This is a genomic window from Xanthomonas sp. GW (assembly GCF_014236815.1).
In the GTDB taxonomy this organism is placed as follows: domain Bacteria; phylum Pseudomonadota; class Gammaproteobacteria; order Xanthomonadales; family Xanthomonadaceae; genus Xanthomonas_A.
This window is the reverse complement of record NZ_CP051189.1, coordinates 2,745,150-2,756,534: the sequence shown is the minus strand read 5'-3', so window position 1 is coordinate 2,756,534 and position 11,385 is coordinate 2,745,150. Positions and strand designations below refer to the sequence as shown.

14 protein-coding genes are annotated in these 11,385 nt (G+C 69.6%); all 14 read right to left on the bottom strand.

The window, feature by feature from the left end:
* Nucleotides 1-98: 98 nt before the first annotated feature.
* The 14 genes from fliR to fliE all read right to left on the bottom strand — a co-directional run bounded on the left by fliR (nt 99) and on the right by fliE (nt 11,385).
* A complete protein-coding gene (gene fliR, locus HEP73_RS11925) occupies nt 99-890 on the bottom strand; it encodes a flagellar biosynthetic protein FliR (RefSeq protein WP_185812929.1) in 792 nt (263 codons plus the stop codon).
* Between the two features lie 21 nt (nt 891-911).
* The gene (locus tag HEP73_RS11920) at nt 912-1,181 is read right to left on the bottom strand and encodes a flagellar biosynthetic protein FliQ (RefSeq protein ID WP_185812928.1); all 270 of its coding nucleotides are present in this window, start codon (nt 1,179-1,181) and stop codon (nt 912-914) included.
* A gap of 4 nt (nt 1,182-1,185) precedes the next feature.
* A complete protein-coding gene (gene fliP, locus HEP73_RS11915) occupies nt 1,186-2,007 on the bottom strand; it encodes a flagellar type III secretion system pore protein FliP (protein WP_185820165.1) in 822 nt (273 codons plus the stop codon).
* Nucleotides 2,008-2,009: 2 nt separating this feature from the next.
* Nucleotides 2,010-2,429 (bottom strand): flagellar biosynthetic protein FliO, encoded by a 420-nt coding sequence (fliO, locus tag HEP73_RS11910; RefSeq protein ID WP_185812926.1) that lies wholly within the window; start codon nt 2,427-2,429, stop codon nt 2,010-2,012.
* Complete coding sequence (fliN, locus tag HEP73_RS11905; protein WP_185820164.1) at nt 2,426-2,764, bottom strand: flagellar motor switch protein FliN; 339 nt, start codon at nt 2,762-2,764, stop codon at nt 2,426-2,428. The genes fliO and fliN overlap by 4 nt, the downstream gene beginning before the upstream one ends.
* A complete protein-coding gene (fliM, locus tag HEP73_RS11900; RefSeq protein WP_185812924.1) occupies nt 2,761-3,768 on the bottom strand; it encodes a flagellar motor switch protein FliM in 1,008 nt (335 codons plus the stop codon). The genes fliN and fliM overlap by 4 nt, the downstream gene beginning before the upstream one ends.
* Before the next feature lie 12 nt (nt 3,769-3,780).
* Complete coding sequence (locus HEP73_RS11895) at nt 3,781-4,308, bottom strand: flagellar basal body-associated FliL family protein (protein ID WP_185812923.1); 528 nt, start codon at nt 4,306-4,308, stop codon at nt 3,781-3,783.
* Between the two features lie 228 nt (nt 4,309-4,536).
* Entirely contained in the window at nt 4,537-5,838 is a 1,302-nt protein-coding gene (locus HEP73_RS11890) for a flagellar hook-length control protein FliK (RefSeq protein WP_185820163.1), read from the bottom strand.
* Entirely contained in the window at nt 5,835-6,302 is a 468-nt protein-coding gene (gene fliJ, locus HEP73_RS11885) for a flagellar export protein FliJ (RefSeq protein WP_179564511.1), read from the bottom strand. Before fliJ ends, HEP73_RS11890 begins: the two co-directional genes overlap by 4 nt.
* 3 nt (nt 6,303-6,305) lie before the next feature.
* Nucleotides 6,306-7,682: a FliI/YscN family ATPase gene (locus HEP73_RS11880; RefSeq protein WP_185820162.1), complete on the bottom strand. Its 1,377-nt coding sequence runs from the start codon at nt 7,680-7,682 to the stop codon at nt 6,306-6,308.
* Nucleotides 7,679-8,299, bottom strand: a complete 621-nt coding sequence (locus HEP73_RS11875) for a FliH/SctL family protein (protein ID WP_185820161.1) — start codon at nt 8,297-8,299, stop codon at nt 7,679-7,681. The genes HEP73_RS11880 and HEP73_RS11875 overlap by 4 nt, the downstream gene beginning before the upstream one ends.
* Nucleotides 8,296-9,285: a flagellar motor switch protein FliG gene (fliG, locus tag HEP73_RS11870; protein WP_185812919.1), complete on the bottom strand. Its 990-nt coding sequence runs from the start codon at nt 9,283-9,285 to the stop codon at nt 8,296-8,298. Before fliG ends, HEP73_RS11875 begins: the two co-directional genes overlap by 4 nt.
* Before the next feature lie 10 nt (nt 9,286-9,295).
* Nucleotides 9,296-11,011, bottom strand: a complete 1,716-nt coding sequence (gene fliF, locus HEP73_RS11865; protein WP_185820160.1) for a flagellar basal-body MS-ring/collar protein FliF — start codon at nt 11,009-11,011, stop codon at nt 9,296-9,298.
* Nucleotides 11,012-11,022: 11 nt separating this feature from the next.
* Entirely contained in the window at nt 11,023-11,385 is a 363-nt protein-coding gene (fliE, locus tag HEP73_RS11860; protein ID WP_185812917.1) for a flagellar hook-basal body complex protein FliE, read from the bottom strand.

Below are 11,385 nucleotides of genomic sequence, written 5' to 3'. Positions count from 1 at the left end.
GATGGTGGGTGCTGCACGTGCAACACCATTGAAGAGACTATCGGCGCCGTCGCCCGAGGCTTGAATGGTTCAAGGCCCGGGGCTTGCGCCAGCAAATTCTAGGCGGTGACCTGGCGCGCGGCGTCGAAGGCGGCATCGAACAGGCGTTGCACCGGCGGCCCCATCTCGCCGACCAGCACCGCCAGCAGCGCCAGGCCGATCACCACCGCCACCGGCAGGCCGAGCTGGATCGGGTTCAGCGCCGGCGCGGCCTTGGCCAGCGCGCCGAACGCCAGGTTCACCGCCAGCATCGCCACCATCACCGGCAGCGCCAGGGTCACCGCGCCGCGCATCATGCTCATGAAGAAGTTCGGCGCCACCGAGGCCATCGCCTGCGCGTCCGGCAGCGCGTTGCCGATCGGCAGCGCCTTGTAGCTGTCCACCAGCAGCTGCACCACGGCCAGGTGGCCGTTGGCGGTGAAGAACAGCAGGCCGAAGGCCAGGTAGAACCATTGCCCGATCACCCCGGAGGTGACCCCGCGCAGCGGATCGGCCATCTGCGCGAAACCCAGGCCGGTGCTCTGCGAGACCAGTTCGCCGGCCAGCGCGCCGGCTTCGAAGATCAGCCGCAGCATGAAGCCCATGCTCGCGCCGACCGCCAGTTCGCGCGCCACGCTCAGCACCACCGCGGCATCGAAGCCGTTCCAGTCCGGCACCGGCGGCAGCAGCGGCGCCAGCGCCATCGCCAGCGTCGCCGCCAGCATCACCCGCACCCGCGCCGGCACCGCGCGGGTGCCGACCAGCGGCATCGCCATCAGCATCGCGCCGATGCGCAGCATGGTCCACAGGATCGCCCCGACCATCGCGAAGGCCTGCTGGCCATCGATGACCATTTGCGTTGCCGAATCCATTGCCGTCGGGCTCCTGTCCCGCTAGCCGATCAGATGCGGAATGCGCTGGAACAGCATGGTGGTGTACTCGACCAGGTGCGCCAGCAGCATGCTGCCGGTGGCGAACAGCATCGCGGTCAGGGTGATGACCTTGGCGATGAAGCCGATGGTCGGTTCGTTGAGCTGGGTGGCGGCCTGGAACACGCCGATCACCACGCCCACCACCAGCATCGACAGCAGCAACGGGCCGGCCACCCACAGCACGGTGATCAGGCCGCCGCGCAGTTCGGTCAGGGCCAGTTCGGGACTCATCGGCTCAGACTCCGTTGAAGCTGGCGGCGAGGGTGCCGACCGTCAGCACCCAGCCGTCGACCAGCACGAACAGCAGGATCTTGAACGGTGCCGAGATCAGCATCGGCGACATCATCATCATGCCCATCGACATCAGCACGCTGGCCACCACCAGATCGATGATCACGAACGGGATGAAGATCAGGAAGCCGATCTCGAACGCGGTCTTCAGCTCCGAGGTCACGAACGAGGCCACCAACACCGGGAACGGGATCGCGTCGGGGCCGCTGTAGGTGCCGTTGCCGGCCATGCCGGCGAAGGTCATCAGATCGGCCTCGCGCACCTGCGCCAGCATGAACGCGCGCAGCGGCTGGGTGGTCAGGGTCCAGGCGGTCTGGAAGTCGATCTGGCCGTTGAGGTAGGGGCTCATGCCCTGGCCCCAGGCCTTTTCCCATACCGGCATCATCACCAGCGCGGTCAGGAACAGCGCCAGGCCCATCAGCACCTGGTTGGACGGGGTCTGCCCGGTGCCCATCGCCTGGCGCAGCAGGCCGAGCACGATGGTGATGCGGGTGAACGCGGTCAGCACCAGCAGCATCGACGGCAGCAGGGTGATCGCGGTCATCAGCAGCAGGGTCTGCAGCGGCAGGCTCACCGGCTGCGCGCCGACCTTGCCGACGTTCACTTCCGGCAGCGAGGGCAGGGTCGGGGCAGCGTTCTGCGCGGCCGGCGCGGCGGGCGCGGCCGGTGCGGCCTGGGCCCAGCCCAGCGCCGGCAGCAGGCTCAGCGTCAGCAGGATCAGCAGCAGGCGCAGGCCGCGCGCATAACGGTTCCAACGAGGCAGCATGATCATTTGTCCTTGCGCAGCTTCTGCGCCAGCAACTGGGCGAAATCGGGGAGGTTCTTGAGCTGCTTGAGGTTCGGCAGCGACGGCGCCGGCGCTTGCGGCAGCGGCTCGGGCAGGCGATGCAAGGTGCGTACCCCGCCGCCCGGCGACACGCCGAGCAGCAACTGCTCGCCGTTGACCTCGAGCACCACCACGCGCTCCTTGGCGCCGACCGCCAGGCTGGCCACCACGCGCAGGCCTTCGGCCGGGCGGAAGCCGCTGCCGGGCAGGCGCTTGAGCACCCAGGCCATGCCCAGGATCAGCCCCAGCACCAGCAGCAGCGCGAACACCGCGCCGATCAAACTGGGCGGCGAGGGCGCGGCGCTGCCGACGCCCGAGGCGGACTTGGCCGCCTGGGTGGCGGCCGCGAGCAATAGGCTCACCGCAGTCTCCGGATGCGTTCGCTGGGGCTGACCACGTCGGTCAGGCGCACGCCGAAGCGGTCGTTGATCGTCACCACTTCGCCATGCGCGATCAGGGTGCCGTTGACGTACACGTCCAGCGGTTCGCCGGCGCCGCGCTCCAGTTCCACCACCGAGCCCTGGTTGAGCTGCAGCAGGTTGCGGATCGGAATGCGGTTGCGCCCGACTTCCAGCGACAGCGTCACCGGCACGTCCAGGATCATGTCCAGGTTCAGTTCGTTGCTGTCGCTGCCCGATTCCGGCTGCAGGCTGTCGAACTGGGCCGGGACCGGCTCGGGGATTTCGTTCTGGCTCATGACGCGTCTTCCTGAAGGGCGGGGCGGCGGCGCAGCGCGCCCGGGGGTTGGGTCGAAGTGATCTTCACGGCGTTCTGGCCGCGGGAAATGCCGAACTCGCCGGTGAACACCGGGATGTTCTCCACGCACAGCGGCACTTGCTTGGGCAGCTCGATCGGCAGCACGTCGCCGATCTTCAGCCGGGTCAGCTCGCGCAGGGTCATCTGCTTCTGCGCCAGCACGCTGGAGATGGTGACCTCGGCGGTGTTGAGCTGCTCGCGCAGCATGATGTTCCAGCTCTCGTCGCGGTCCACGCGGTCGCTCTGGATGCCGGCGTCTAGCAGCTCGCGGATCGGCTCCAGCATCGAGTACGGCAGGGTGATGTGGATCTCGCCGCCGCCGCCTTCCAGTTCCACGTGGAAGCGGCTGACCACCACGTACTCGCGCGGGGTGACGATGTTGGCGAAGTGCGGGTTGACCTCGGAATTGATGTACTCGAAGTCCACTTCCATCACCGGCGCCCAGGCCTCGTGCAGGTCGGCGAAGGTCTGCTTGAGCATCAGCTGGATCACCCGCATCTCGGTCGGGGTGAATTCGCGACCTTCGATGCGGGTCGGGTAGCGGCCGTCGCCGCCGAAGAAATTGTCGACCACGGTGAACACCAGGGTCGGTTCGAACACGATCAGGCCGGTGCCGCGCAGCGGCTTGAACTTGATCAGGTTCAGGTTGCTCGGCACGTACAGCGAGTGCATGTAGTCGTTGAACTTGATCAGGTCGATGCCGCGCACCGACAGGTCGGCCGAGCGCCGGATCAGGTTGAACAGGCCGATCCGCCACAGCCGTGCGAAGCGCTCGTTGACCATCTCCAGGGTCGGCATGCGCCCACGGATGATCCGGTCCTGGCTGGAGAAATCGTACTGGCGCGCTTCGCCGGGGGCCGGCGGCGCCGGTCCGGTGTCCACCGCACCGGCATCGACGCCATGCAATAGCGCATCGATCTCGTCTTGGGAAAGCAGGTCGGTCATCGCGGCGGCGCCTTACTGGGTCACGAAACTGGTGAACAGCAGGTCTTCCACGCACTTCTTGCCGGTCTCGGCGGTCATCAGCTTCTGCGCGTCGGCCAGTGCCGCGGCCTGCAGCTTCTTGCGCCCGGCGATGTCGGCGATGTCCTGCGCCTGCACCTGCGAGAACAGCATCAGCAGGTGCGCGCGGATCGCCGGCGCATTCTCGGTGATCAGCTTCAGCTCTTCCGGGTCGCGGGTCATCAGCTGCACTTCCATCTGCAGGTAGTGCGGGCCCTCGTCGGGGCTGCCGTTGAGATTGACCACGAACGCCGGGTCCATCGCGAAATACTGGGCCGGCTTGGGCAGCTCGGCGGTCTTGGCCGCGGCCTTGCCGTGCGCGGCATCGGGCTTCTTCAGGAAGAACCAGGCGCCGGCGCCGCCGCCGCCCAGCACCAGCACCGCGGCGATGACGATGATCAGCAGCTTCTTCTTCGACTTGCCGCCCTCGGGGGCCTCTTTGGCGTCGGCGGATTTCTTCGATTTGTCGGCTGCTGCTGCCACGGATTGGCTCCTTGAAGGGGGTCTCTGCCCCTAAGGATGCAATCGGTGTGCCGAAACGGCGGGTTGGGCTCGCCGGATATTTGACGGTGGCCGCGGCGGCTCGCCATGCGGCCTTGTGCGGACCGGATTTTTCAGGCCCGGCGGGCGTTTTCGGTGCCGCCCGCCGGGGCTGAAGCTGCTCTCACAGGGAGCGCTTGGCGCCGCCGCAGACGCGGCGGTGCCGCCGGGTTACGCGTACGCGTCGAGCAGGCCGCGCTGGCGCAGCACCACCGACGGAATCCCGACGCTGCCCAGCAAGTCGTCGCCGGCGCCGCCGCCGGCATTGCCGCCGTTCGACCCGCCGCCTTGGCGGGCGTTCTGCGAGGCCTGCTGTTGCTGCTGGCCGACGTCGGCCTGGCCGAGCTGGAAGCCATGCTGGCCGAGCATGTCGCGCAGCCGCGGCAGGCTGTTCTCCAGCGCCTGGCGCACTTCCGGCTGGGCACTGCTGAAGCTGGCGTTGACCTGGTCGCCGTTCAGATGCAGGCGCACCTCGACCGGGCCCAGCTCGGCCGGGCTGAGCTTGATGTGCGCGTGGCCGATCTTCTGGTCCGCCAGCCAGCTCATGCGCGTGCCCAGCTCGTCGTCGAAGTTGTCGCCGTGCAGGTTCGGAGTCGGGGTCGGCGAGCCGGTGAACGGCGCGGTGCTGTCGGCGCTGCGTGCCGGCGCGTGGATCCCGGCCGTCGCCAGCAGGTTGATCGGATCGGTGCCGGTGCTGGCGACATCGCTGCCGCTGTCGGCGCTCTTGTCGCTGGCGGTGGCCAGCGCCGCCAGTGCGGCGACCGGTGCGCTAGCATCGCCGCCGCTGGCGGCCTGCGCCGCGGCCCCGGCGACCTGCGCCAGCATGCCGCCGAAGCCGCCGGCGGCGCTGGCGCCAGCGCTGGCCGCGGCGGTTGCCGGCGCGGCGGCGGTCGCGGCCGCACCGGCGGCTGCGGTGTCGGCGCCCGCGGCTGCCGCCAGGGTGTCGCCACCGAGCAACGCGGCCACGCCCTGGGCGGCGGCACCGGCGACGCCGATCGCCAGCCCGGCCGCGCCCAGCGGGCCGGCGCTCGCCGCCGGCAACGCGGCAGCGAGGGTCGGCAACAGGCTCATGCCGATGCCGGCCAGACCGGCCGGCGGCCAGCCGGCGTCTTCCTCGCTGTCCTCGCCTTTCTTGGTGTCGGCCTTGCTGCCCTTGCTCGGCGTCTTGCTGTCTTCGCTGCTCTTTTCGGTGTCGCGCGCGGCCTGGCTGCCGGCCTGCGCGCTGCGCGCCGGCTCGCTGGCGGTGTCTTCCGAAGCTTCCGGACGCTTCGCCGCCGGGTCCTTGTCGGCGGATGCCTGCTGCGACTTGGCGCTGGGCCGCGGCGCCGGCTTGGGCGCGGCGCGCGCGCTGTCGTTGCCGAGCAGCTTGTCGAAGTCCTGGCCGCCGCTGCGGTCCTGGCCCTGCATGTCGGCGCTGCCGCCGGAGGCACTGGCGCGGGCGTTGCCGCCCAGCGCGGAAAGTAGGTTGCTCATCGGCTGTCTCCGTTGTCGTTGTCGCTGTCGGCTGCGGCCACCGCCAGGCGCACCCGGCGCGCGCCGAGGTCGTCCATCTCGCGCTGGCTGCGGCGGTCGTCGACCTTGCGTTCCTGGGCGCGGTAGCTGGCCGCCAGCTGTTCCAGCACCTGCTTGTCGCGGCTGGCCAGCAACAGCCGGCTGCGCTCCATCTCCACTTTCTCGCGATTGCGGTCCACGGTCTGGCACTGCTGCTGCACCGCGCTTTCCAGGCGATCCAGGAATGCGCGGCGGTTGGCCAGTTGCGCCAGGCTGGTGGCGGCCATCTGGCTGTTGGCGTATTCCTCGGCGTAGCGGCGCAGTTCTTCCAGCCGCGACTCGTGGGTCTCCAGCGCGCGCTGCCGCTCGGCCAGATCGCGGGCGACCTCGTCCTCGTGCTGCTGGGCGCGGCGGAGCAGGGGATCGATACGCTGTGATTGCATCATGGCTTAGTTCTCACGTTCGACCAGGCGCTTCAACGCGGCCTGGCTGTGGGGCAGATCTGCGGCCTTGGCGACATCCTGTCCGAGGAATTCCATGATTTCCGGCCAGCGCTCCAGCGCCTCGTCCACGGCCGCATCGTTGCCGCGCTGGTAGGCGCCGATGGTGATCAGGTCGCGGTTGGACGAGTACGCCGAGACCAGCCGCTTCAGCGCGCGGATGCGCAGCCGCCACGGCTCGTCGGCGATGTCCTGGACCACGCGGCTGACCGAGGATTCGACGTCGATGGCCGGATACAGGCCGCTGTCGGCGACGCGCCGCGACAGCAGAATGTGGCCGTCGAGGATGGCGCGGGCGGCGTCGGCGATCGGATCCTGCGGATCGTCGCCTTCGGTCAGCACGGTGTAGAAGGCGGTGATCGAGCCGCGGCCCTTGGCGCCGTTGCCGGCGCGCTCGACCAGCGCCGGCAACTTGGCGAACACCGACGGCGGATAGCCGCGGGTGGTCGGCGGTTCGCCGACCGACAGGCCGATCTCGCGCTGCGCCTGGGCGAAGCGGGTCAGCGAGTCCATCAGCAGCAGCACGTTCAGGCCCTGGTCGCGGAACCATTCGGCGATCGCAGTGGCGCGGTAGGCGCCGTGCAGGCGCGCCAGCGGCGGGCGGTCGGCCGGCGCGGCCACGACCACGGCGCGGCGCAGCCCTTCCTCGCCCAGCGTGGTCTCGACGAAATCGCGCACTTCGCGGCCGCGTTCGCCGATCAGCCCGACCACGATCACGTCCGCGGCGGTGTAGCGGGTCATCATCCCGAGCAGGGTGGACTTGCCGACGCCGGAACCGGCGAACAGGCCCACGCGCTGGCCGCGCCCGATCGGCAGCAGCGCGTTGATCGCGCGCACGCCCACGTCCAGCGGCATGGTGATCGGCTCGCGCGCCAACGGGTTGATCGAAATGCCGGCCATGCCGACCGAGCCTTCGGCGCGGATCGGGCCCTTGCCGTCCAGCGGCACGCCGTCCGAATCGATGACCCGGCCGAGCAGGCCTTCGCCTACTTCCACGCCGCCGCGGCGGCGCACCGGCACCACCCGCGCGTTGGGCAGCAGGCCATGGGTTTCGGCGCTGGGCATCAGCGACGTGCGTTCGCCGGAGAAGCCGACCACTTCGGCATCGACCCAGCCGCCGTCGACCTCGACCTTGCAGGTGGCGCCCATCGGCGCCTCGCAGCCGACCGCTTCCAGGGTCAGCCCGACCGCGCGACGCAGGATGCCTTCGCGGATCAGGCCGCGGCCGGCGGCGGCGTCGAGATCGAGCTTGCCCAGGCGCGAGGCCAGGCGCAGGTTGCGCGCGTCCAGCCAATCGGCCGGATGGGTGCCGGACAGCGCGCTCACAGGCCCGCTCCGGACTTGCGCATCACCGTCTCCAGCGCCGCGCGCAGGCGCGCTTCCAGGGTGCCGTCGATGCGCACCGCTTCGGCATGCACGCGCAGGTCGCCGCGGCTCAGGGTCAGGTCCGGCACCAGCCGGGTGCCCTCGGCCATCGAGGCCAGCAGCGGGGTCAGCGCGGCGATGTCGTCCGGGTGCAGGCGCACCTCGACCTCGCGGCGCGCGCCGCCGACCGCGTCCAGTGCTTCGCCGACCAGGTCCGCCAGCAGCGCCGGATCGGCCTCGTAGGCGCGGCCGACCAGACTGCCGGCGATGCGCACGGCCAGTTCGCCGAGCGCGCCGACCACTTCGTTTTCCAGCCGCGCCAGCGGCCGCGAGAAGTTGTCCAGGATGCCTTCGATCTGCGCGGTCAGGCGGCGGATCTCGGCCTGGCCCTGGGCCAGGCCCTCGCTGTGGCCGCGCTCGAAGCCCTCGAGCTGCGCGGCCGCCTCGATCGCCTGGATGTCTTCCAGGCTTGGCGGGCGCAACACCGGCTCTTCGGGCAAGGCCTCCTCGAACTGCGGCTCGGGCAGCGGCGCGGCATTGAGCTCCGGCGCGAACCAGCGCACCACGTTGCCGCTCATACCATCGCCTCCGCACCGGCGCCGCCGAGGCTGATCACGCCTTCATCGGCCAGCCGGCGCACGATGCCGAGGATTTCCTTCTGCGCGCCTTCCACGTCGGCCAGGCGCACCGGGCCGCGCGCTTCCATGTCCTCGAGCAGGATTTCGGCGGCGCGCTGCGACATGTTCTTGGTGATCTTCTCGCGCACCTTGATGTCGGCGCCGCGCAGGGCCAGGCCGAGGCGGTCGCCGCTGACTTCGCGCAGCAGGGTCTGCAGCGCGCGGTCTTCCAGTTCGACCAGGTTGTCGAACACGAACATCAGGTCCTGGATGCGGGTGCTGAGCTCGGCGTCGATCTTGCCGATCGCCGCCAGCACGCCCTGGTCCTGGCCGCTGTCCATGAAGTTGAGGATGTTGGCGGCGACCTTGACCCCGCCGACGTTGGACGACTTCAGGCCCTGGTTGCCGGAGAACTGCCGCTCCATGATCTCGTTGAGTTCGTTCAGCGCGTTCGGCGGGATGCCGTCGAGGGTGGCGATGCGCATCAGCACGTCGGCGCGCACGCGCTCGGGCAGCAGCTTCAGCGCCTCGGCGGCCTGGTCGCTGTCCAGGTGCGCCATGACGATGGCGATGATCTGCGGGTGCTCGTTGCGCACCAGGTCGGCGACCGCGCGCGGGTCCATCCACTTCAGCGTGTCCAGGCCGGTGGTATTGCGGCCGAGCAGGATGCGGTCGATCAGGCCGCCGGCCTTGTCCGCGCCCAGCGCCTGCACCAGCACGTTGCGTATGTAGTCGTCGGCGCCCACGCCCAGCGAGGTCTTGCTGCCGAGTTCGCTGTTGAACTCGTCCATGACCTTCTCGACCTGGTCGCGCGAGATGCCGCTCATGGTCGCCATGGCGATGCCGATCTTCTGCACCTCCTTGGGGTCCATGTGCTTGAGCACCTCGGCCGCGTCGCTCTCGCCGAGCGACAGCAACAGCACGGCGGCGCGCTGGGTTCCGTTCATTGCGGACGTATCAGGCTTCACTGGCGACCCATCCCTTCACGACTTGCGCGACACGCTTGGAATCCTGCTTGACCGCCTCGCGCGCCAGGCGCAGACGCTCTTCGTAGGCGTCGGGCAGGGCGATGGCGGGGCGGCTGCCGCCGGCGATGCTGGCGGTATCGTCGGCCATCGACGGCAGCAGCGGGTCCTCGTCGTCCAGCATCGACACATTGGCATTGTGCGGCTCGGACTTGTCCTTGCCGGCATTCTTGGCCGGCGCCGGGCCGGCGATCTGGCGCAGCGCCGGGCGCAGCACGCCGAACAGCAGGGCCAGCACCACCGCCGCGCCAAGCAGCAGGCGCAAACCGTTCATCACCCGCGGATCTTCCCACCAACCGGGCTTGTCCGCCGCTTCCGGCGCTTCGCGCACGAACGGGGCGTTCATCACCGACACAGTGTCGCCGCGCTCGGCGTTGAAACCAACCGCCTGCTTGACCAGGCCTTCGATGCGGGTCAGCTCGGCGGCGCTCAGCGCCTGCTCGACCATCTTGCCCTTGGCGCCCGGCCGCGGCACGTGGTCGACCAGCACCGCCACCGACACGCGCTTGATCCGGCCCGGCGGCTGCCGGGTGTGCTGCAGGGTGCGGTCCAGCTCGTAGTTGCGGGTGGCGCTCTTGGAGCTTTCGGTCGGGGTCGCGGCGGCTGCCTGCTGGGTGTTGGCCGGGGTAGCGCCCGGGGTGCCGGCGGCGCCAGGCTGTCCAGGCGCGGCGGCGCCGGGCGGCGAATTACTGGTCGCGCCGGGCACGCCCTGCGGGCCGGCCGCGGCGGTGCTGCTGTCGCTGACCTGCTCGCTGCGCAGCTTCGGCGGCTCGCCGTTGTACAGCTCGCGCGCTTCCTCGGTGACCGAGAAATCCATGTCCACGCTGACTTCGGGATTGACCCGGCCGGGGCCGGTCATCGGCTCCAGCAGTTCGCGGATGCGCTGGTTGTAGGAGCTTTCCTGGCGCCGCACCTGCTCGAACTGGGCCGCGTTCAGGGCCGCGTCGCTGTTCGGGTCGGCGATGGTCAGCATGCGCCCGCTCTGGTCGACCACGGTGACCCGCTCCGGGGTCAGGTCGGGGATGCTGGAGGCGACCATGTTGACGATCGCATCGACCTGGTTGCGTTCCAGGGTGGTGCCGCCGCGCAGTTCCAGCACCACCGAGGCGCTGGCCACGTCGCGCTGGCGGGTGAACGCGCTGGGCTTGGGAATGGCCAGGTGCACCCGAGCCTCGCGCACCGGGCGCAGGCTGGCGATGGTGCGCGCCAGTTCGGTCTCCAGCGCGTGCTGGTAGCGCGCGTTCTCGACGAACTGGCTGACGCCGAAGCCCGGATCCTTCTCCATGACCTCAAAGCCCATGTTGCCCCCGTTCTCGGTCAGGCCGGAGCCGGCCAGCTTCAGCCGCGCGTCGTAGAGCTTGTCCTCCGGCACGGTGATCGCGCCGGTGGTCTGGTCGAGCTTGAACGGGATCTGCGCGGTGCGCAGCAGGTCGGTGGCCTCGGCCGTGCCCTTTTCGTCCAGGCCGGTGTACAGCGGGGTGTACGCGGGCTTCTGCGACCAGAAGAACACGAACAGGCCCGCGGCCACGGCCACGGCGATCATCGCCATCAGACCGATGCGACGGGTGATCTGCAGGCTCTGCAGGCGATCGAACCAGGCGCCTGCCTTTTCGCCGCTGAGAGTGTCTTTGCTGAGCGCAAGAGCCATCGTTGTCTACCTTACAGCGGCATGTTCATCACGTCCTGGTACGCCTGGACGAGTCGGTTGCGGACTTCCACGGTGGCGCGAAACGCCACCTGGGACTGTTGCGCGGCCATCATCACCTTGGCCAGGCCGGCATTGGGGTCGCCCATTTCGAAGGCCTTGGCCAGATCGCCGGCCTTCTGCTGGGTTTCGTTGACGCCGCTGATCGCGCTGCGCAGGGTTTCGCTGAAGCTCGGGGCCTGCGTGCCCTGGGTCCCGGTCAGGCCCTCGATCGCATTGCTGCGCCCGGCATCGGCCACCTGCGCAGGCGCGGCCTGGCCGACCTGGCTCTGGTAGCTGCGGATCTGCGAGAGGATGGAACTGATGGAGTCGCTCAT